28 protein-coding genes are annotated in these 20,529 nt (G+C 57.0%); all 28 read right to left on the bottom strand.

Annotation, left to right across the window (positions count from 1 at the left end; all coding sequences use genetic code 11):
• Window positions 1-19: 19 nt before the first annotated feature.
• Entirely contained in the window at window positions 20-391 is a 372-nt protein-coding gene (gene aroH, locus IDH41_RS13815) for a chorismate mutase (protein ID WP_190861935.1), read from the bottom strand.
• Window positions 388-1,491, bottom strand: a complete 1,104-nt coding sequence (gene aroB / locus IDH41_RS13810; protein ID WP_190861934.1) for a 3-dehydroquinate synthase — start codon at window positions 1,489-1,491, stop codon at window positions 388-390. The genes aroH and aroB overlap by 4 nt, the downstream gene beginning before the upstream one ends.
• Window positions 1,492-1,494: 3 nt before the next feature.
• Window positions 1,495-2,664 (bottom strand): chorismate synthase, encoded by a 1,170-nt coding sequence (gene aroC, locus IDH41_RS13805; RefSeq protein WP_190861932.1) that lies wholly within the window; start codon window positions 2,662-2,664, stop codon window positions 1,495-1,497.
• Between the two features lie 192 nt (window positions 2,665-2,856).
• Window positions 2,857-3,033: a hypothetical protein gene (locus IDH41_RS13800; RefSeq protein ID WP_190861930.1), complete on the bottom strand. Its 177-nt coding sequence runs from the start codon at window positions 3,031-3,033 to the stop codon at window positions 2,857-2,859.
• A 66-nt stretch (window positions 3,034-3,099) separates the two neighbouring features.
• Window positions 3,100-3,885, bottom strand: a complete 786-nt coding sequence (locus IDH41_RS13795; RefSeq protein ID WP_190861929.1) for a CheR family methyltransferase — start codon at window positions 3,883-3,885, stop codon at window positions 3,100-3,102.
• A 31-nt stretch (window positions 3,886-3,916) separates the two neighbouring features.
• On the bottom strand, window positions 3,917-4,360 hold the full coding sequence (gene ndk, locus IDH41_RS13790; RefSeq protein WP_190862083.1) for a nucleoside-diphosphate kinase: 444 nt from the start codon (window positions 4,358-4,360) through the stop codon (window positions 3,917-3,919).
• A gap of 31 nt (window positions 4,361-4,391) precedes the next feature.
• A complete protein-coding gene (locus tag IDH41_RS13785; protein WP_190861927.1) occupies window positions 4,392-5,366 on the bottom strand; it encodes a polyprenyl synthetase family protein in 975 nt (324 codons plus the stop codon).
• A gap of 4 nt (window positions 5,367-5,370) precedes the next feature.
• Window positions 5,371-6,225 (bottom strand): menaquinone biosynthesis protein, encoded by an 855-nt coding sequence (locus tag IDH41_RS13780; protein WP_190861924.1) that lies wholly within the window; start codon window positions 6,223-6,225, stop codon window positions 5,371-5,373.
• The gene (locus IDH41_RS13775; protein WP_223829707.1) at window positions 6,188-6,847 is read right to left on the bottom strand and encodes a UbiX family flavin prenyltransferase; all 660 of its coding nucleotides are present in this window, start codon (window positions 6,845-6,847) and stop codon (window positions 6,188-6,190) included. Before IDH41_RS13775 ends, IDH41_RS13780 begins: the two co-directional genes overlap by 38 nt.
• An 8-nt stretch (window positions 6,848-6,855) precedes the next feature.
• Window positions 6,856-7,731: a UbiA-like polyprenyltransferase gene (locus tag IDH41_RS13770; RefSeq protein ID WP_190861921.1), complete on the bottom strand. Its 876-nt coding sequence runs from the start codon at window positions 7,729-7,731 to the stop codon at window positions 6,856-6,858.
• Window positions 7,728-8,444 (bottom strand): demethylmenaquinone methyltransferase, encoded by a 717-nt coding sequence (locus IDH41_RS13765; RefSeq protein WP_190861919.1) that lies wholly within the window; start codon window positions 8,442-8,444, stop codon window positions 7,728-7,730. The genes IDH41_RS13770 and IDH41_RS13765 overlap by 4 nt, the downstream gene beginning before the upstream one ends.
• A gap of 8 nt (window positions 8,445-8,452) precedes the next feature.
• Window positions 8,453-9,328, bottom strand: a complete 876-nt coding sequence (locus IDH41_RS13760; RefSeq protein ID WP_190861917.1) for a heptaprenyl diphosphate synthase component 1 — start codon at window positions 9,326-9,328, stop codon at window positions 8,453-8,455.
• 124 nt (window positions 9,329-9,452) lie between these two features.
• The gene (locus IDH41_RS13755) at window positions 9,453-10,028 is read right to left on the bottom strand and encodes a hypothetical protein (RefSeq protein WP_190861915.1); all 576 of its coding nucleotides are present in this window, start codon (window positions 10,026-10,028) and stop codon (window positions 9,453-9,455) included.
• 156 nt (window positions 10,029-10,184) lie between these two features.
• Window positions 10,185-10,406, bottom strand: a complete 222-nt coding sequence (mtrB, locus tag IDH41_RS13750) for a trp RNA-binding attenuation protein MtrB (protein ID WP_190861913.1) — start codon at window positions 10,404-10,406, stop codon at window positions 10,185-10,187.
• Between the two features lie 144 nt (window positions 10,407-10,550).
• Window positions 10,551-10,826, bottom strand: a complete 276-nt coding sequence (locus tag IDH41_RS13745; protein WP_190861911.1) for an HU family DNA-binding protein — start codon at window positions 10,824-10,826, stop codon at window positions 10,551-10,553.
• A gap of 314 nt (window positions 10,827-11,140) precedes the next feature.
• Entirely contained in the window at window positions 11,141-12,619 is a 1,479-nt protein-coding gene (gene spoIVA / locus IDH41_RS13740) for a stage IV sporulation protein A (RefSeq protein ID WP_190861909.1), read from the bottom strand.
• Window positions 12,620-12,913: 294 nt separating this feature from the next.
• On the bottom strand, window positions 12,914-13,669 hold the full coding sequence (locus IDH41_RS13735; protein WP_190861907.1) for a hypothetical protein: 756 nt from the start codon (window positions 13,667-13,669) through the stop codon (window positions 12,914-12,916).
• 56 nt (window positions 13,670-13,725) lie between these two features.
• The gene (locus IDH41_RS13730) at window positions 13,726-14,070 is read right to left on the bottom strand and encodes a 2Fe-2S iron-sulfur cluster-binding protein (protein WP_190861905.1); all 345 of its coding nucleotides are present in this window, start codon (window positions 14,068-14,070) and stop codon (window positions 13,726-13,728) included.
• A complete protein-coding gene (locus IDH41_RS13725; protein ID WP_190861903.1) occupies window positions 14,067-14,672 on the bottom strand; it encodes a nucleotidyltransferase family protein in 606 nt (201 codons plus the stop codon). Before IDH41_RS13725 ends, IDH41_RS13730 begins: the two co-directional genes overlap by 4 nt.
• Window positions 14,673-14,691: 19 nt before the next feature.
• The gene (locus IDH41_RS13720; RefSeq protein ID WP_190861901.1) at window positions 14,692-14,988 is read right to left on the bottom strand and encodes a 2Fe-2S iron-sulfur cluster-binding protein; all 297 of its coding nucleotides are present in this window, start codon (window positions 14,986-14,988) and stop codon (window positions 14,692-14,694) included.
• A 60-nt stretch (window positions 14,989-15,048) separates the two neighbouring features.
• Window positions 15,049-15,228 carry a DUF2768 family protein gene (locus IDH41_RS13715; RefSeq protein WP_190861899.1) on the bottom strand — a complete coding sequence of 60 codons (180 nt, stop codon included), beginning with the start codon at window positions 15,226-15,228 and terminating at the stop codon, window positions 15,049-15,051.
• Window positions 15,229-15,365: 137 nt separating this feature from the next.
• The gene (locus IDH41_RS13710) at window positions 15,366-15,641 is read right to left on the bottom strand and encodes a stage VI sporulation protein F (RefSeq protein ID WP_190861897.1); all 276 of its coding nucleotides are present in this window, start codon (window positions 15,639-15,641) and stop codon (window positions 15,366-15,368) included.
• Window positions 15,642-15,722: 81 nt separating this feature from the next.
• Entirely contained in the window at window positions 15,723-16,757 is a 1,035-nt protein-coding gene (locus IDH41_RS13705) for an NAD(P)H-dependent glycerol-3-phosphate dehydrogenase (protein ID WP_190861895.1), read from the bottom strand.
• Window positions 16,758-16,765: 8 nt separating this feature from the next.
• Window positions 16,766-17,365: a glycerol-3-phosphate 1-O-acyltransferase PlsY gene (gene plsY, locus IDH41_RS13700; RefSeq protein WP_190861894.1), complete on the bottom strand. Its 600-nt coding sequence runs from the start codon at window positions 17,363-17,365 to the stop codon at window positions 16,766-16,768.
• Window positions 17,366-17,377: 12 nt separating this feature from the next.
• Window positions 17,378-18,700 carry a ribosome biogenesis GTPase Der gene (der, locus tag IDH41_RS13695; RefSeq protein WP_190861893.1) on the bottom strand — a complete coding sequence of 441 codons (1,323 nt, stop codon included), beginning with the start codon at window positions 18,698-18,700 and terminating at the stop codon, window positions 17,378-17,380.
• Window positions 18,701-18,778: 78 nt separating this feature from the next.
• Window positions 18,779-18,958, bottom strand: a complete 180-nt coding sequence (locus tag IDH41_RS13690) for a capping complex subunit for YIEGIA (RefSeq protein ID WP_190861892.1) — start codon at window positions 18,956-18,958, stop codon at window positions 18,779-18,781.
• A complete protein-coding gene (locus tag IDH41_RS13685) occupies window positions 18,951-19,868 on the bottom strand; it encodes a YIEGIA family protein (RefSeq protein WP_190861891.1) in 918 nt (305 codons plus the stop codon). Before IDH41_RS13685 ends, IDH41_RS13690 begins: the two co-directional genes overlap by 8 nt.
• Window positions 19,868-20,512, bottom strand: coding sequence for a YphA family membrane protein (locus tag IDH41_RS13680; RefSeq protein WP_190861890.1), 645 nt, complete (start codon window positions 20,510-20,512; stop codon window positions 19,868-19,870). Before IDH41_RS13680 ends, IDH41_RS13685 begins: the two co-directional genes overlap by 1 nt.
• Between the last annotated feature and the right edge of the window lie 17 nt (window positions 20,513-20,529).

Below are 20,529 nucleotides of genomic sequence, written 5' to 3'. Positions count from 1 at the left end.
GATCCGTCAAACCCTGCGTCTATGCTTTCGACGACAAATCGGGACGCAGCGCCTGAGCTCCGCTCAAATAGACATGGCGGATTTCGGCTTGGGTCTTGTCCGTATTTATAAGCACCATTAAGCGGATGCACCTCTCCAGGCTGCCTTTGACCGGCACCTCCAGAGCGCACATCAGCGGAACGAGCTCCCAGCCGTTCATTTGGCGGATCGCCCGAGCCGGAAACGTCTCGTCCAGATCGTTCGTCACCGTGACGAACACGCTGCAAATATCGTCCGGCACGATCTCGTTGTCCGCCACGATGGCGTGAAGCAGCTCGATCGTCGCGTTTAGAATGGGCTGCTCCTCGTTAACGTCGACGGTAATCGCGCCGCGGATCCCTCTCACACTCACTGCTGATCGCCCTCCCGTTTCAATTCGTCCACAATTTCCCTCACCCATTGCACGGGAACGTCCGGTTTGATTTCGACCTTCCCGATCGCGGTCGGCACGATGAATACCATGGTGCCTTCCATGAATTTTTTGTCGTGCATCATCGCTTCCATGACGACATCCGTATCGAAGTGCTCCGGCAATCGGACCGGCAGTCCGCATTTCGCCAGCACCCTCTTCGTCACCTCATACACTTCATCGGACGCGCCGTAGCGAAGTCCAAGCTTCGCCGAGCCGATCATGCCGATCGAGATCGCCTCGCCGTGCAGCAGTTCGTTGTAGCCGGCTACCGCCTCCAGCGCGTGGCCGATCGTATGCCCCAAATTCAAAGTGGCCCGAAGGCCGTTCTCCCGCTCGTCCCTCGAAACGACCTCCGCCTTCACGCTGCAGCCCTTGAACAGCGCGTAGCCGAGCGAGTCCGGATCGAGCGCGAGCAGCTTGTCCGCGTGCTCCTCGCACCAATCGACGAAGCGTTCGTCCCAGATCAGGCCGTGCTTGACAACTTCCGACAAGCCCGCCTTCACTTCTCTCGGCGGAAGCGTCTGCAGCGTCTGCAAGTCGTAGAGCACGAGCTCCGGCTGATGGAACGCTCCGATGATGTTCTTGGCGTTCGGATGGTTAACCGCCACCTTGCCGCCTACGCTGCTGTCATGAGCCAGAATCGTCGTAGGCACTTGGACGAATTTGATGCCTCTCATGTACGACGCGGCGACGAAGCCCGCCAAGTCGCCCACGACGCCGCCGCCCAAGGCGACGATCGCCGATTTGCGGTCAAGTCCCGCTTCAAGCGCTTTCGTGACGAGCGACTCCAGCATCGAAAGCGATTTCGAGCTTTCGCCGTTCGGCACGACGGCGCTCGCCGTCCGGAAGCCGGCCGCCTGAAGTTCGGCTTCGAACGGCTGCAGGTGAATGCTCGCCACCTGGGCGTCCGTAATGATCAGCAATGGAGATTTCTTGCTGATGCCATGTTTAAGCAAGTAGGAGGAAGCCCCCTTCAGGAGGCCCTCTCCGATATAAATGGGATAAGAACGGTCGCCTAGATCAACGATAAGTTCGCGCATCGATTAGTACCGTCCGATTTGCTCTAAGTAATGGTTCAAGTTGGCGCGGATCTCTTCGATCGAGTCGCCGCCGAACTTCTCGAGGAACGCCTTGGCCACTTCCCAAGCCACGACATGCTCCATGACGACGCTCGCCGCGGGTACCGCGCAGCTATCGGAACGCTCGACCTGGGCCGTGAACGGCTCCTTCGTATCGATGTCGACGCTGCGAAGCGGCTTGTACAGCGTCGGGATCGGCTTCATTACGCCGCGGACGACGATCTGCTCGCCGTTGGTCATGCCGCCTTCAAATCCGCCGAGACGGTTCGTTGCGCGGTGGTAGCCTCTCTCTTCGTTATACATGATCTCGTCGTGAACCTGCGAGCCGCGCAGCTTCGCCGCTTCGAACCCGATGCCGATCTCGCAGCCCTTGAAGGCGTTGATCGATACGACCGCTTGCGCAATACGCCCGTCGAGCTTGCGATCCCACTGGACATGGCTGCCGAGACCGATCGGCACGCCTTCGATCACGCATTCCACGATGCCGCCGATGGAATCGCCTTCCGCCTTGATCTGATCGATGTAGTCCGTCATTTTCCGTTCCGTTTCCTTGTCGACGACGCGTACGGACGATTCCTCCGTCAGGCGGACGAGCTCGTCCACCGGCAAATCGTTGGCCGGCGCCTCGATCTCGCCGATGCGGATCACTTGCCCGGCCACCTTAATGCCGAATTCGGCGAGCAGCTGGCGGGCAACGGCGCCGACCGCCACGCGGGCAGCCGTCTCGCGCGCGCTCGAGCGCTCCAGCACGTTGCGCAGGTCCTTCAAATCATATTTCAAACCGCCGTTCAGATCGGCATGGCCCGGTCGCGGGCGATGCACGCGCCGCTTCTCTTCGTCGCTGCCCTCGATCGGCTCGATGTTCATAACGGATGTCCAATGCTTCCAGTCGTTGTTGGCGACGACGATCGCGACCGGCGCGCCGGTCGTTCTGCCGTGGCGCACGCCGCCGACGATATTCGCGGTATCCTTCTCAATCTGCATCCTCCGGCCGCGGCCGTGACCTTTCTGGCGGCGATGAAGCTGAAAGTTCAATTCCTCGAAATCGATCGTTAAATTACTCGGCAGTCCTTCGATGATCGCCGTCAATTGGGGACCGTGGGTTTCCCCCGCTGTCAAATACCGTAAACTCAACCAAAGCTCCTCCTTCAAGGCAAACGTGCAAAAGCCTGCCTGGTTCTACTGCCCGAAACATCTTTGCTCATTATAGTACAGCCCTCCCGGTTTGACAAGAATTTGAACGGCCTCCTCCCGCGCAGTCCGGCCATGAAAAAAGGCCCGCTTGCCTGCCTTCGTGAAGAAGGCAAACAAGCAGGCCCCGCTCATTCATTCTCGCGAACTGGTTATCGATCGTTTCCTGCGCACCGCCGAACCGTCGCTTACGAGCAGCGGATCGTTCACGAGTCTGGTCATTTGCCCGCTGTCGACGCCCAGTATTTGCGCGCATTCCTGAAGAGAAATGAATCCGCGTCTGTAGGCGGCAATAACTTTACGTTTATCCATGTGCTGCTTCATCCTCCAAAGTCGTCGGTTAAGACTAGTATAGGAGAACATGGAAATCGATATACATCATGCCGGCACGCGACGGTAAAAGAACGTATCCGCCGTCTCGAAGCCGTACTGGGACGGCGAGAAAATCTGCTCCGTGCTTCCGACGAACAGCAGCCCGCCCGGCTTGAGCGCCTTGGCGAATTTGTGGTAAAGCAAATGCTTCGCTTCCTCCGTGAAGTAGATCATCACATTGCGGCACACGATGACGTCGAAGCCGCTGTCAAAGGCGTCGTGCAGCAGGTTTTGCTGCTTGAAATGAACATGCTGCTTGAGCTGGTCCGCAATCCTGTACGCTCCGTCGGCCTGCTTGAAATACTTTTGTCTGCATACGGGCGGCACGTCGCGAAGCGATCGCTCCAAATAACTGCCCTCCATCGCTTTCTGCAGCACGTTCGCGTCCAGATCCGTCGCGAGCAGCGTCGCTCGCTGCAGCGCGCCAAGCTCGGACAGGATCATGGCAAGCGTGTATGGCTCTTCCCCGGTGGAGCACGCCGCGCTCCAAATTTTCAGGCGGTTCTCCGTTTGCATCATTTCCGGCAGGAACCGCTTCTGCAGCACGTCGAACCGCGACGGGTTCCGGTAAAATTCCGAGACGTTGATCGTCATCCGGTCCAAAAACTCGTTCATCAGGCTCCGGTTCTTCTCGATGGCTTTCCAGTATTCGTCGAAGGAGGAATAGCCGTGCTTCATGCGCAATGTCGTGAGCCTTCGCTTCATTTGGGCTTCTTTGTACTGCGACAGATCGATGTCGGTCTTCTGCTTAATCCGCGTTATAAATTGTGCAAAATCTTGATCCTGCTGCATCGTGCCCTCCACCCGGGTGAAAGTATTAAGACTAGATCCACTTTTGAATGGCGTGCTCGTAATCGACTAGCTCCGAAGGCGCGAAGAATATGCCGATCTCCCTCTCGGCGTTCGCCGGCGAATCCGATCCGTGGATGAGGTTAAAATTGGTATGTACGGCAAAATCGGAACGGATCGTGCCCGGCAGCGCGTCGATCGCGTCGGTCTTCCCGATAAGCGCGCGCGTCAAGGCAATGACGTTGTCTCCTTGCCACACCATCGCGAATACGGGACCGGACGTAATGAATTCCAGCAGCGGCTCGTAAAAGCCTTTTCCTTTGTGCTCCTCGTAATGCTTCTCCGCAAGCTCACGGGTAACAAGCATGAATTTGGCCGCCGACAGCTGCAGGCCTTTGCGCTCGAACCTCGCCACGATTTCGCCGATTAACCCGCGCTGCACGCCGTCCGGTTTGATCATCAGAAACGTTCTCTCCATCTTCAACCACATTCCTCTCTTTTCCGGATGATTAATAATTTCGCTTACCAATAAAATGGGCGATATCGATCAAGTTCTTCTTCGCCGCGATGCCTGGCAATCCCTCTATCGCCCGCAGCGCTTTATTTATGTATCGGTTCGCCAGCTGGTCGGCAAGCTCGCCGCCCTCGCTTCTGCGGATCATTTCGATGGCGCGCCCCGCGTCCGCTTGCCCGCCCCTTTCGCGGATCGCCGCGATTTCGACGAGCAGCGATTCCCGCATGCGGGCGTCCCGCAATGCCAGAATGACCGGCAGCGTAATGTTACCTTGGCGCATATCCGAGCCCGGCGGCTTGCCGATTTGCTTCTCCGTTCCGTACAGGTCCAGCAGGTCGTCGCGGATCTGAAACGCCATGCCGACGTTGTAGCCGTACCGGTATAACCGGTTGGCGGTCTGTCGATCGGCCCCGGCCGCCACGGCGCCAAGCTGGCAGCTGATGGCGATAAGCAGCGCCGTCTTGCGCCGGATGCGAAGCAAGTAATGCCGGATGGTCTGCTCGGTGTTGAAGAAATCGCGGATTTGCTCCATCTCCCCGATGCACATCTGCACGAGCGCATGGGAGAGAATTTGATGGATTTGCGGATTCGGCAGCTGCGCGGCGATGGACAACGCTTTTCCGTGAATGTAATCGCCCGTATACATGGCGATCCGGTTATCCCACTTCGACTTGACCGTCAGCTGGCCGCGACGGGTTTCGGCGTCGTCGATGACGTCGTCGTGCACGAGCGAAGCCATATGGATCAGCTCGAGCGGCACGGCCACCCGCTTCATGACGTCAAGGCGATAGTCGCCGAACTTGCCCGCAAGCAGCACGAACACGGGACGGATCCGCTTTCCCCCGGCTTTGAGCAAATGAAGGGAAGCGTCGCTGAGAAGCGCATGGTCGTCGGAGACGCTGCGCTCCAGCTCGAGCTCGATTTGATTGAGGTCGCCTTTCATCTTTGCATACAAATCAAGTAGTTTCATTCTTTCACCTATTGGGCAGATTGGTCTCTTCGAAAAAAGTAAGCTCCACGTCGCTACCTAGCAGCCCGAGCTGCTTCGAATAGCGGAAATACAGCTTCAGGCCTTCTTGCAGTTCGCTGCCGAAATCGTACTGCAGCGACCGGAAATACATATCCCAATACGCTGCCTCTCCTCCCAGTAGCGAACAAGCATAGTTGATCAACGGCTCCAAATGGGCCTTATTATACTGTTTGCTCGCCAGGAGCGCGTTATATACGGCTTGAATCGACTCCGGCGCCGCCGCGGCGATGTCTTTTCTGGCTGCAACGACCGCGTAGGTCATGCCATGGCCCGTCCATTCATGCCATAGCCTGCCCAAATCGATGACGTGCAGGCCGTGTTTTTTCCAAGAGGCATGGATCGCTGAATCGCCGATGATAAGGGCTGCGTCCGCTTCCTCGAGCATGCTTTCCAGCTCGGGCGCCGCTGGCGAATATTCCGGTTCGCACTCGTAATACATCGTCATGATGATTTTCAATAAATTAACCGAAGTGGCGGATGTCGTCGTAACGGAAATTTTGCGAGGCCGCCTGCGCTCGATCGGCTCCTTCAAAAATAACAGGATCGAGTTCACGTTTCCGATCGAGCCGACGCTCAGCTTCGGCAGCAGCACGTAGTCGCTCGCGTTTTGTCCATAAGAGAAGGACGAGATCGCCGAGACGTCGAGCTCGGCCGACTGCAGCATTCGATTCAATTCAGAAGGTACGCGCGAAATCACTTCATAGCTACTCAGGGTAGAACGTTTCTCGAATTCGTGAAATAGCGGCCAAGCATTCGCGTAGTCAATTCTTCCGATGGTGATCGGGCGATTCATGCCCATTCTGTTCATCTCCCCATCTTCTGTACAAATCATGTTCGATATCCATGTTGTCAAGCACTTTTCCGACTAAGAAATCGACCATCTCGTCCATCGATTGCGGCTTGTAATAAAAAGCCGGCATCGCCGGAATCATACGTACGCCGAGCCTCGACAGCTTCAGCATGTTCTCCAGATGCACTGCATGAAGCGGCGTTTCCCGCGGCACGAGCAGCAGCTTGCGGTTCTCCTTCATCATCACGTCCGCCGCCCTCGTCATCAAGTCGTCGGATATGCCGTGCGCGATCGACGCGAGCGTCCCCATCGAGCACGGCGCGATCACCATCCCCTGCACGCGGAAGGAGCCGCTCGCGATGCTCGCTCCGATGTCGGCGTTCGGATGAAAGATCAGCATGCCGCCCGCGACCGCTTCGCCGAAGCGGCTCTCGATCGCAGCCGATCGCCTTGCCGTCTCCCAGCCCAGCTCTTCTTTCAGTACCCGCCAGCCGGCCTCCGTCACGACCAGGTGAACCTGATGCCCCATGTCCAGCAGAACCTCGATCAACCGGATTCCGTAGACCGAGCCGCTCGCGCCGGTAATGCCGACGACCCAACGGCTCGGCCGGGCCGCGCGTTCCAAGCTCATCTCCGCGCCTACCATTGGCGGATTACCAGCAAATCGACGATCGTGAACAGAAACAGCACGACGCTAAGCGTGCCGTTCATGCCGAAGAATGCCGTTTGCACGCGGGACAAATCATTCGGGCGTACAAGCCGGTGCTGGTAGAACAGCAGCGTAATCGATACGATCGTGCCGAGCAGATACATCCAGCTTAGTTCCGTCATCCAGAACAAGGCGATAAACCCGATTGCCGTCACGGCATGAAGCGACCGTGCAAACCAGAGCGCGCCGGCGATGCCGAAGCGGGCCGGGATGGAATGCAGTCCTTCGCGGCGGTCGTATTCGAAATCCTGCGTGGCGTAAATAATGTCAAAGCCGGCAATCCATAACGCGACCGTGCCGTACAGGAGCCATGCCGCGAGATCGAAGCCGCCGGTTACGGAAACCCATCCGCCAAGCGGCGACAAACCGATCGTCAGCCCGAGGAAAATATGGCAAAGCCACGTAAACCGCTTCGTGTACGAATAAAGCACCAGCATGACGACGGCGGCCGGCATAAGCTTAAGCGCGATCGGCTCCAGATTGGCGCTAGCGAAGATGAGCAGCGCGAAAGATACGATAATAAAAGCCAATACTTCGGCCGACTTCAGCAAGCCGGCCGGCAATGCGCGCTTCTCGGTGCGCGGGTTGCGCAGATCGATCGATTGGTCGATCAACCGGTTAAGGCTCATTGCCGCGCTTCGAGCGCCGAACATGGCCAGCGTGATCCAGCCGATCTCCGCCCAAGAAGGAAGACGCTGCTCCATGACGACAGCGCCCAATATCGCTCCCATAAACGCAAACGGCAGCGCGAATACCGTATGCTCGAATTTGATCATTTCCAAAATAATGCCGATTTTGCGAATCATAGCTGTTTCTTCTCCTTCGTTCCCATATGAAGCGCCGCCACTCCGCCGGTCAGCGGATACGCGCTCACCCCGGCTAGGCCCGCTTCTTCGAACATCGCGGCAAGCTCCGCGCGGCCCGGGAACAACTTCAACGATTCGGGCAGCCATTTGTATTCCTCGAACCGCTTGGCGACGAACTTGCCCATCACGGGCAGGATCCTCTCGAAATAGAGGCTGTACATCGCTTTGAACGGCTGCCAGGTCGGCCTCGACACCTCCAGGCAGACAACCCGGCCGCCCGGCTTCACGACCCGCCGCATCTCGCGAAGCACTTGCATATAATCCGGCACGTTGCGGAGGCCGAAGCCGATCGTCACGAAATCGAAGGAATCGTCCTCGAAGGGCAGGCTCATCGCGTTGCCCTGAACGAGCGTAATGCGGTCCGCCAAGCCCAGCTTCCCGATTTTTTGGGCGCCGACGTCCAGCATGTTTTGGCTGAAATCGAGTCCGACCACCTTGCCCGTTCCGCTCGCCTCCGCCAGCGCGATCGTCCAGTCGCAGGTGCCGCAGCACAAGTCAAGCGCCGATTGGCCGGGCCGGACGTCCATCTTCTTCATCGTGAACTTCCGCCACGACTTATGCCTGCGGAAGCTAATCAAATCGTTCATAAAATCGTATTGCGGGGCAATCCTCTCGAATACGCCATGCACGTGGCTCTTGGAGTTCGTATCCATGCTTTAAGTCACCTCGTCTTGTTGAGTGCGGGCGCATAACCGGAATTGCCGTTGCCGTTCAACAGGCCGTCTACGATCTGGTTCAATTCGCCGAGCAGCTTGTCCGATTCCAGCCTTCCCGCAGCCGCTTTGAACGCTTCGACGGATTGCTTGAGCTTGGCGGCAAGCAGTCGGCGCACTTCGTATTTGTCCACCAGACCCGCGATAAAAGCCGTTTCGCCGGAACGTTCGGCGAGCGTTTGGCGCTCTTCCTCCGTCCCCTCTTGCAGGACATGCCAATAAGCCCAGCTCTTATCGAATCGAACGGGGCTTTCGCTTCGTTCTATTTCGTCAAGCACGACCTCGCAGCGGCTTATGCCGCCCACGACTTCGGACCACAATCTCGCCGGATTCCCTTCCAGGACGCCCGTGAACAGCTGGAATAGGGTGCTGCGAAGCTGAACGGATTGCGTCAAGTAATCCTCTGCCGATATTTTCAGCTGCCTCATCCGCATGTACAGGTTCACCTTCAGCCGGTTGACTTCGCATACGGCGCCGCTAATCTTCGAAACCATATCGATTTGTCCCGCTTGGGAGAGCAGATGGTAAAATCGTGCGCTGAAATAGTCGCCGGCCAAGACGTTCAGCTGCCTTGCCCGCATTTCGGGCTCCGGCCGCTTCGTCTCGTCCGTATCGATGAGATCGTGCGTGTCCATTCCGAGCTGGACGAGCGAGATGACCAGCGTGTACAGCTCGCTGTGCTTTGCGACCGATTGCTGCTGATTAAGAAAGGCATAGAGCGCGCGCAGTCTCGGACTCGACATGGCCGGCAGCTCCGTGTGCGATTGAATCATGTCGTATTCGACATACTTTTGGGCTATTTCTGATATACGGTATGGTTTCATGGGGTAAGCCTCCGAACAGAGAAGCGCAGATCGCCGCTCAATAATCTAAACTATTATAGCACATCTTCGTCCAAAGAGCATTCCAATCGCGCTCGATGTTCATCAAATTGCAACATCCTACCGCCTAAGGACGGGCACCTGCAGCCGGGTGGACGGAGAAGCCCGCAGGCGGTCCGAATAACGCCTCCCAAGCGGAGGTGAAGCTGACTCTGAGACGGCTTCGCCACAGCTCGTCGTGCACGGGGTCCGCATGCGCCAGCTCATCCATCTCCCGGATGAGCCAGCCGTCGGTCTTCCTCACGTCGACGGCGGCTAGCAGTACGGAGCCTTCCTCCCGCTCCTCCACGATGCGAATCAGGACGCGCCTAACGTTCTCGAGCTGCGCGAAGGAGACGCGAATCAGCTTCGCCGCATCGCCGAACCACGCGGATGGCCGCCCTTCCTTCGCGTTCACCTTCATATCGACGGAGAGCACCCCGCTCCTCCACTCCGCCTTTTCCAGACGTTCGTTCAGCTGGGCCCCGATCAGAACGTCGACTAAGTTATTGTTCGTAAGCTTTACGGCCGGGGTCGACCGAAATACGGCCACCTCGCTCTGCCTGGCCGGGTGCTCCCAATCCGAAAGCGGCAGCATCCCCCAAATCAACATAACCGCAATCGCGGTCAAGCAAGCGGCCAACAACGGTTTTGCAACCTTCATTCCGCACCTCCATATTGCAGTCGTCGATTCCCTTATACAAAGCTTTCGCAATGCGGGAATGACTCATACAACATTGTACGAGAGGGTCGGGACGAATATTCGGACAACCGCGGGCATAAAAAAAGCAGGCTGAGCCTGCCTCCCTGCGCCGCTTCGCTATTGGTCGGTTTCCATCGTTCCGTACTTCGTCATGACGACCGCCTTGCCGCGAATCTTGATCGCCGACGTATGGTCCGTAAATTGGCAAATCAATATTTCGTTCTTGTCCAGCTTCTCGGTATGATGAAATTTCGTATCTTGTCCGCGCGTCAACCCGATGACCTGCACGCCTTGGTCTTTCGCTTTTACGACGATGTACTCGCCATTCGTTGGTTCCATCGTTATCCCTCCGCATCCGCATTGCCGTGCTATCCAAGTGAATTATAGTGGAAGTCGGGCGATTGTGCAATCTCCGCGGGACCGCATCTCATAGAAAACGCCCGAACGGCAATTTCGTTCGAGCGTCATTTCGTATGCGTATGCTTAATTGGATACGAGGTCCTTAAGAGATTTACCCGGTTTGAAGGCAGGCGTCTTGCTTGCCGCGATTTCGATCTCTTCTCCGGTTTGCGGGTTGCGGCCTTTGCGGGCTTGGCGCTCGCGAACCTCGAAGTTGCCGAATCCAACCAGTTGTACTTTGTCTCCGCCTTGCAGAGCGTCGGAAATCGCGTCAAATACGGCGTCAACCGCTTTCGTCGCATCCTTCTTCGAAAGGTCGGTCAATTCAGCCACTTTGGCAATCAGATCTGTTTTGTTCATTGTTTCACCTCCTTAAAAGTTTTGCGAAGCAAAACTTGCTTCGATAGCATCTGCTTCGTCCAGTGAAGCAAAACGCGCTTCGTAAGCGTGCTTCGTTAGCGAAACGAATCTCGAAAGGATAGGCGTCTTGCCGTTGAAGACTCATCTTATCCCTCTTATTAACGGAAATCTTCAAAAATATACCTTTTGACCGAACAAAACTATAGTAATACAGCTAATTCGCAATTTCAAGTGGTAACCTGCATTTCCGCAAAAACAAATAAAGCCGCTTCGCTGATCCGAAGCGGCTTTATTCGAGGCGCGGCCACGACCGGTTATAAGATGATCGCGATCAGGCCGCCGGAACCTTCGTTGATGATTCGCCCAAGCGTCTCCTGCAGCTTGTAGCGCGCGTTGTCCGGCATCATCGCGATTTTGCCCTGGATGCCCTCCCGCACGATCGAATGCAGGGAGCGACCGAAAATATCGGATTCCCAAATTTTGATAGGGTCGTTCTCGAAATCTTGCATTAAGTATCTGACGAGCTCCTCGCTCTGCTTCTCCGTGCCAATGATCGGAGCGAATTCCGACTCCACGTCGACGCGGATCATATGGATCGACGGCGCGGTAGCCTTCAGCCTGACGCCGAAGCGCGAGCCTTGGCGGATGAGCTCCGGCTCGTCGAGCGCCATTTCCGCAAGCGTGGGCGCCGCGATGCCGTAGCCGGTCGTTTTGACCATTTCGAGCGCCTCGGCGAACCGGTCGTACTCGCGCTTCGCGTGCGAGAAATCCTGCATCAGCTGCAGCAGATGATCCTTTCCGCGAATCTCGACGCCGACGACCTCCATCAGGATGCGGTCGTACAGCTCGTCGGGCGCGTACAGATCGATCTCGGCGACGCCTTGCCCCATGTTCATGCCGCTAAGCCCGGCCCGCGCGATAAAGTCGTATTCCATGAACTGCGTAACGACGCGATCTACGTCGCGCAGCCTGCGGATATCCTTCACCGTATCCCTTACGGAGCTCTCGTAATTGCTTCTCAGCCAGTGATTATCGTTAAGTACCATGACCCAGCTTGGCAGGTTCACGTTTACTTCGTGAACCGGGAATTCGTAGAGCACCTCGCGAAGAACGGAGATGACCTCCTCCTCGCCCATCGTTGCCGCGCTAAGCGTCATGACCGGAATATCGTACTTGGCCTGCAGTTCGCTTCGAAGCTGCTGCGCCTCGTCGCTCTTTGGCTTCGTCGAGTTGATGACAAGCACGAACGGCTTGCCGACCTCCTTCAGCTCGCCGATGACGCGTTCCTCCGCGACGACGTAGGAGCTGCGCGGAATTTCGGCGATCGTGCCGTCCGTCGTCACGACGACGCCCAGCGTCGAATGCTCCTGGATCACTTTCCTCGTTCCGATCTCCGCCGCTTCCTGGAACGGAATCGGCTCGTCGAACCAAGGCGTCGTAATCATCCGCGGACCGTTCTCGTCTTCGTAGCCTTTGGCGCCTTCCACCGCGTATCCGACGCAATCGACCAGTCTGACGTTTACCTCAAGTCCATCGGTAACCTTAAGCTGAACCGCTTGATTAGGAACGAATTTAGGCTCGGTTGTCATAATCGTCTTGCCTGCGGCGCTTTGAGGGAGTTCGTCCACGGCTCTTACGCGGTCGGATTCGTTCGCGATGTTCGGAAGGACGACCGTCTCCATAAACCGTTTAATAAACGTTGATTTGCCCGTTCGGACCGCCCCGACGACCCCGAGGTAAATATCCCCGCCGGTACGTTCGGCTATGTCCTTGAAAATGTCCACTTTCTCCACTGAATATCCCCTCCCAATTGAATTTCCGGTTCGCCGCCTTCCACCGGTCAATAGGGCAGGCCAGCGACGCAACTCGTACATGCTTTTGGACTAGTATCATCTTATGTGCAGGGTTCGCGATTATGACGATTCTTTCTCGAAATCTTTTTTTCGCCGCCGGCTGACTTCCCTTCCAAGATTGAGTTATATGTTTAAATGACGAAGACTATGACGGAGCGAACAAAAAAACGCCCTGCGGCCGCGATGGCCGCAAAGCGTCTTCGGATTGGAAACGTGTTCCGATTCAATTCTAGATCAGGGTTGAACCGCTTGCGGCTCGCTGCCCGTCCACCGGTATGCCGGCGCTTTGACGGGAACGAATTCCGAGCCGTCGACAAGGAGCGTGCGCAGGTCGAGCCCGGCGCCGAAGTCGGTTTGGCCGCTCCTTTGCACGGCCTGCATAATGTCGATGCCGTAATCCGCGTAGACGACGCCGCCTCCGTCCACCAGCGCCTGAATGGACTGGCCGGAGAACACGCTTCGGATCGCGGGCTCCGCTTTGTTCATGCTTCCGTAATCGATCAAATGGAAGCCGGGATACATCTCGTCGCCCTTCGGCAGCTCGCCTCCGCCCTGAACATGGGCGTTCACCCAGCTTTGAATATCGTTTATTTTTTGAAAGGTTACGATGTCTAGCAGCTTGATTCTAGGCGAGGTCTCTTCGTCAATGACGAGGAAATAATAGTTTCCGCCGTTTTCGAACGCCGCTGCCGGAATGTCGCTCAAGTACCCCGTTCTCGTCAGCTTGGCGAAATCGACTTTGAATTTTTCGTAAACCGGCGTATCGGCCGTGCTGTTCTGAATCGGCAGCATGCCCGTTTCGCTCTTGTATTGCTCGATCGCCGCCTGCACGTTCCGCACTGCTTCCTTAGGCGCGACCCGGTTCTGCTTCAGCTTGTCCTCCGGGTACAAGCACCCCGTGAGCGCGACGCTCAGCAGCGCGATCGCAGCGGCGAGCAGCGCCGCTGAACGCGCCGTCCGCCGCAGCGCCGCGGGGAATAATAATTTCATTCTCGCTCCAACCTCCTGCCCACCTGAAACAATTCTGTTCGTCGTACTTCGTCCGATCACCATAATGAGTCGTCCTCCGCCTGCCTGGCCAGCTGGCGTTCGATCGCGGCTCGAAGCGGATCCTTCGGAACGTCGACCGCTACTTTGCCCGCCGCCCTCGCTTGACAGGCGAGCCGAATGCCTTCCGATTCCAATCCGCACAGCTTCCTTCGTTCGATGTCCTTCATCGGCTGCAGCTCGCTTCCGGGGCGCACGGCGACCTTGCACATGAAGCAGGCTGCCTTTCCGCCGCAGCGCGTGCTGACCGGCACGCCAGCCCTTCTGGCGGCGTCCAGCAGCGTCGTACCCGGCTTCACGTCTACCGTCTTGCCGGATGGCCAGAACGTCACCTTGCATCTCATCGCGCGTCACCGGCCTCTCGCAGACCGATCAGCCGGCGTACGCCGGACTTCGCGGCAGCCGTGAACGAATTGCCCGCCTCGATCGCCTCCAGCGCCTCTTCGTGCCGGCCGGGCGCCGCAGCGAACGCGTTCGCGATAAGCGCGACCCGGTCTTCCCTGCCCCGGAGGCGGTTGAACCATAGCTCGTGCGCGAGCGGCACGACGGCAGCCTCCCGGGAGCCGTCCCCGAAGGAAACGACGTCGCCATAAGGAATAAGTAAATTCTTCACGTCCGTTACGTAACGGCAGCCGTCGGCGGTTACTTGAAAGCCGCCGACCAGCTCGACCTGAATGCCTTTAATATGAAAGTGGCACAATCTCGAGCGATACATGCCGGTAACGCTAAGCTCCGGTTCATCTACCGCGTATTGGCGCAGCGCCTCGTAGATCAAAGCGACGTCCTCGTCGTCGCAATAAATGTCCAAATCGCGCGGCTCGGCTGCGAGCGGCAAGCCGCGCAGCATTAATCCGGCGCTCCCGCCGACGACCCAGCTTGCGCCCGGGGATGCCGTGGCGTGTACTATGGCGGCCAACGCTTCATGGATGGGTTCGTTATCTGTCATCGCCGGCACTTCCTTCGTTTTAAAAATACGGCTTGTTCGCGGCGGATATCCGCGCGTCTCCCGATTTGACGACGGCCTGGCAGCCCAGCCGATAGCCTTCCTCGAACTCCTCCGGCTCGAGACGGTCCCATTCCTCGTCCGTAATGCCTTCGAGCTGGTCCCCGCCCTCCGTCACGAGGCAGCGGCAGCGGGCGCATGTGCCGCGGGCGCAGGAGAAGCTCCAATCGACGTCGTGCTTCAATGCCAGATCCAGAAGCGACATGCCGGCTTCCGCTTCCACCACGGCTGTTTTGGTTCTACCCTTTAATTCGATCATCAGCGCCAAACTCTCCCTTACGTTCTGTTCGTTTGTCTGTCTAACCTGTATGTATATCTGCTAAATAATGGATATTAATCCGCATATAAATCCGATTCCGAGAGCCAGGAACGCGATCAGCGACAGGACAAACTTCACGATTCCTTTCGTCTTCCGCCTGGCAAACGTAATTAGCAAAGCGGCGACCGCCATCATTCCGATCCCGAACAGCGAGACCCACATTTTCGTCATTGCGTCCATTCCGATACCATTCTCCTAATCTAAAGCATAATAAGTTCTAGCCCATTATAACACCGAGCAAAAAAAAGGACAAAAGCCGACAGAGCCCGGCGCCGAATGAAGCTTCGGACCGTTTTCCCGCTTTTGCCGCGCCTATGTTATTTCTTCATCATCATTTTCATGATCGATTCCATGCTGGACGTGTTCATGCCCGTCGCTTTTACGGCTTTCACGATATCGTTGATCGTCGATTCGGCGACTTTGACGTTCGCCATTTCCGATACTTGCTTGATCAGCTTGCGCAGCTCCGCTTCGTCCTGCATCGTCGAAGCCGTTACGCCGCTCGCGATTTTTTTGACCGAATTTTCGGTAATGTTTTTGCCGGTTTTTTTGTTTATCGCATGAAGCACGTCCTTGGATAAGTCTTTCGACATACTCTACACCTCCGGGATGCTCTAAGTTAAGACTCCTTGCATCATATGAGGTGGGTATTCGATTGGTGTAGGCACTTGTACTTATACAAGCTCCTCGATTTCGTGCGTGCGCAGCCGGCCCATCAAATGCTCGACGGCCGTCCTGGGCGCCTTGCCCGCGAACAGCACCTCGTACAGCTGCGCCGTAATCGGCATTTCGACCTCGTAGCGCTTCGCCAGCTCGTGAGCGGCCCTCGTCGTTTTGACGCCTTCGACGACCATGCCCATTCGGCTCAGCACCTCGTCCAGCGGCGTTCCGTCGGCCAGCATCGAACCCGCGCGCCAATTTCGGCTATGCTTGCTCGTGCTCGTGACGACGAGGTCGCCGACGCCCGCAAGCCCGGCGAACGTCAGCGGATTCGCGCCCATCGCGGCCCCGAGCCTGCCGATCTCCGCCAGGCCGCGCGTCAAGAGCGCCGCCTTCGCGTTATCCCCGAATTGCAGACCGTCCGACAAGCCCGCTCCGAGGGCGATAATGTTCTTGATGGCGCCGGCCACCTCGACACCGACGACGTCGGGATTCGTATATACGCGGAAATCCGTGTTCATCAGCGCATCCTGCGCCTGTTCCGCGGCCCGGATATTCGCCGAAGCGACGACGACGGTCGTCGGCAGCTTTCGGATCACTTCCTCGGCGTGGCTCGGTCCGGACAGCACGACGAGCTCGTCGGCGCTTCGCCCGAGCTCCTCCGACAATACCGTCGTCATCCGCTTGAGCGTATCCGTCTCGAACCCTTTCGTTGCATGCACGACGAGCGTATCGGGCGACAGGTATGGAGCCGCTTGTCTCGCGACTTCTCTCATGGCGCCAGACGGCGCGACGAAGAGGGCGAGCTCCGCGCCGCCAAGCGCTTCTTTCAAGTCGGTAACGGCATGAATATTCTCAGGAAGCTTTACGCCCGGCAGAAAACGTCCGTTCTCCCCCGTCTCTCGGATGCCCTTAGCCTGATCCTCGCTCCGCGTCCACAGCATAACCTTGTAGCCGTTGGCCGCAAGAACCGACGCGAGGGCGGTGCCCCAGCTCCCGGCTACGAGTACGGCCGCGCGCTTATCCGTCGATTGATGTTGGTTTGACATGCTCTCGTTCACGTTCCCTTCTTCGCGCCCAGCTTGTTTTCGGTTCCTTGCAGCAGCTTGACGATGTTCGTCCGGTGACGCACGAACGCGAATACGCAGATGAGCAAACTTACGCACAGCAAAGGCAAGGAATAATAAAAGATGGATATGAATACCGGCGTGAGGGCGGCGAACAATAACGAACCCAAAGATACGTATCGGGTAACGGCAATGACGGCAATCGCGACAACCCCCGCGATAAGGGCGGGGACGAAAGCGAGCGTCGCGATGACGCCGACGGTGGTCGCAATGCCTTTGCCGCCTTTGAAACGAAACCAAACCGGCCAGTTATGGCCCGCGATCGCGGCAACCCCGCACAGGACGGGAATCCACTCGTTCCCGCCGAGGCCGTGCCCGATCCATACCGCCCCGACGCCTTTGGCGATATCGAGCAAAAACACGAGTATGCCCGGCCCTTTGCCGAGCACCCTCAGCGTATTGGTCGCTCCCGCGTTCCCGCTCCCGTGCTGGCGAATATCGATGCCCTTCACCCATTTGGCAATGACGATGCTAAAGGAAATCGAACCTAACAAATAGCTGACGATTATCGCTATTACATCATTCAACAAGCTGACTCTCCCCTAATCTTCCTCGGACTTACGACGTGAAAATATTCGTATCGGCGTTCCTTCGAAATCGAATGCGGCGCGTATTTTGTTCTCCAAATACCGCTCGTAAGAAAAATGCATAATCTCCGGATCATTGACAAACACGACGATCGTAGGCGGCTTGGTCGACACCTGCGTCACGTAATTGATGCGCAGCCGCTTCCCTTTGTCCGAAGGCGGAGGGTTGATCGCGACGGCGTCGGATACGACGTCGTTAAGCAGATGCGTCTGAATCCGCATCGCATGCTGCTCCGATACGTGATTGACGACGGGCAGCAGCTTTTGTAAGCGCTGTTTCGTCAAAGCGGACAAGTAAACGATCGGCGCATACGACATGAACAAGAAATGATCGCGGATGTTTTGCGTAAAATGCTGCATCGTTTTATCGTTTTTCTCGACCACATCCCATTTGTTCACGACGAAGATCGAAGCTTTGCCCGCTTCATGGGCGTAGCCCGCGATATGCTTGTCCTGCTCGATGATGCCCTCTTCGCCGTTAATAAGCACAAGCACCACGTCGGCGCGCTCGATCGCCTTCATCGCCCGCATGACGCTGTACTTCTCGGTCGACTCGTACACCTTGCCGCGCTTGCGCATGCCGGCGGTGTCGATCAGAACGTAGCGCTGTCCGTCCCGCTCGAACGGCGTATCGATCGCGTCCCGCGTCGTACCCGCGACGTTGCTGACGATAACGCGGTCTTCGCCGAGAAGCGCGTTGACGAGCGACGATTTGCCGACGTTCGGTCGGCCGATCAGCGCGACGCGGATCACGTCCTCGTCATAGCCGTCGTCCGTCAATTCCGGCAGCTTCTCGACGGCGGCGTCAAGCAAATCCCCGATTCCGATGCCGTGCGAGCCGGAAATCGCGATCGGCTCCCCGAAGCCGAGCCCGTAAAATTCGTACACTTCGTCCATTCGGCTTTCATTGTCGACCTTGTTGACCGCCACGACGACGGGTTTGCGCGAACGGAACAGCATCTGCGCGACCTCGTCGTCCGCGTGCGTCAAGCCGCTCTTGGCATCGACCATAAAAATGATAACGTCCGCTTCTTCGATGGCAAGCTCGGCCTGCATGCGGACGGATTTCATGATTTCATCTTCGCCGTCGATTTCGATTCCGCCGGTATCGATGATGCTGAACGGCTTGCCGTTCCACTCTCCAGTGCCATACAGCCGATCCCGCGTGACACCCGGTTTATCCTCAACAATTGCAAGGCGGTCTCCGATGACTCGGTTAAATATGGTCGATTTCCCCACGTTCGGACGCCCTACGATAGCGATAACGGGTCTTGCCATAGTTTGTTTTCCACTCCTTCAAAAATACTCACGATTATCATCATAGCAAAAAAGTGCGTTCTTGGCTAACTTTTCATATTACCGTCTATCGACTAGTATAATCGTCCCGTTCTTGAGGTTATGCGCGCTTGCATCCAAAATCTTCTCCAAAAGGAACGAAGTTTCCTCCAATTTTTGCTCGTCCGGCACAATAAATATTGGCGCTCCTCCGCCTACGGCATCCGCGCGCAACGATACGACCGCGACGATTTCAGCCATTTTCGCCAGCCCCCTTCCGGTTTACCGACGCTTCCGTCGGCATGCGAACTGCAGATTCCAGAATCGGCACGCGCATGATCACTTGCCTGCCCTTGTTCTCGTCCGCTTCTTGCGGCAGCGAAAACACCGCCAGACGACCGTCCTTCATGTCCAGCTTGGACAACGGGATGAGCATCGGCTCCCCGGAATCGCGGTAGACGCCGAGAATGGTCGCGAGATCGTAGAGAATCGCTTGCCGCTGGCCGAGATTGCTCAAGGTGACTTTGCCGTTCGCGTTATGCGGCGTCAAGACGAAGCCCATGCCCCGCTCGGCGATGATTTCCTGGTTCGCCTTCAAACCGACATTCATGATATAAATATCGTCCACGTATAGATCCGGACCGTCGACGCGGACCGCCGCCTTCTCCACGCGCGCAATATGAGATACGGACTTGCCCGACTTTAGTTTCTCGACCAGCAGCAGCGCCAGGCACCCCGCCGCGATACCCGCCCATACGTTAATCAGAACGGCGAATAGGCTCGTCAGCAGCGCCGTCATGATGACCAAATAGTTGCGTCCTTCGAATACCATCGCAATCCCTTCAATATATGTAGAGCCGCGGGAGACAAGCTCCAGATCGTCGATCTTGGTCAGCGTCTCCCGCTCCATCTTCCGGACATCGCGAAATTGCTGTGCCGCCAGCGTCAAAAACGTAATAGCCGTATAGTCCTTGTTGAAGAGCGCGGGCACGGCTACGGCCCCAAGCGCGGCAGCGATTACGCCTAGCGAAATATGGATGATCCTGCCGTGCGGATAGGTCGGATACTGTCGATAATCCGTTCTTAGCATGAGCAAACGCGAAATAATGCCTAGCGCGATGCCGAGCAGCACGCCGACCAAATGCTTATTTTGAATGAAAAAGTGGTCCATTACGAGGATCGTCCCCCTTTCATGTGCCAGAACAGAATGCCGAGCTTGGACAAGGCGGCTCGAAGCAGCTTAAGCGCGAACGCGAACAAACGCGCCGTCGCGACGGCGATCCAGAAGCCGTCCCACCATGACAAGGTGCCGATCCATGCCGTATAGCCGCGGGCTTGAAGCAGAGTGTTTAGCCATTCGCCCAGCACGGCGCCCCATATGAGCATGCCGAATTGATGCTTTGCGGACGAGGAGAATGCGCCGCAGAGCACGCCGGCTAGCAAAGGGGCGTCCCACACCGGACCAAGCCAATAGAAGACGGGATCGTAGCTGTAAATTTTGCGGACGAAGCCCCAGATGACGGCGATCATAATGGCGCATAACGCCAAATAGCTTTTGTAGCTCCACTGCTCTTCTCCCCAGAAAGCAAGCAGGCCGGCCAGCAGCAAAAAACATACGCTGACGTGGATGCCGACGTGCATCGATTCGCGCATGGGGGACCACCAGGCGGACACGGGAAGAAGGGCGAGCATAACGATACCGAACAAGGTCATCGCCGGCCTGCTTAAGTCGGGTGCGAGATATGGCTTCCAGCCGGTCGCGAGCAAGATGATCATAATGAGCATGATCCATAAGGACATAAAACCCGGGTTCATCCGAATATCACCTCTTG

The sequence above is a fragment of the Paenibacillus arenilitoris genome (genome assembly GCF_014705655.1).
GTDB lineage: Bacteria > Bacillota > Bacilli > Paenibacillales > Paenibacillaceae > Pristimantibacillus > Pristimantibacillus arenilitoris.
The sequence above is the reverse complement of the archived record's forward strand: the minus strand, read 5'-3'. Positions and strand labels throughout refer to the sequence as shown.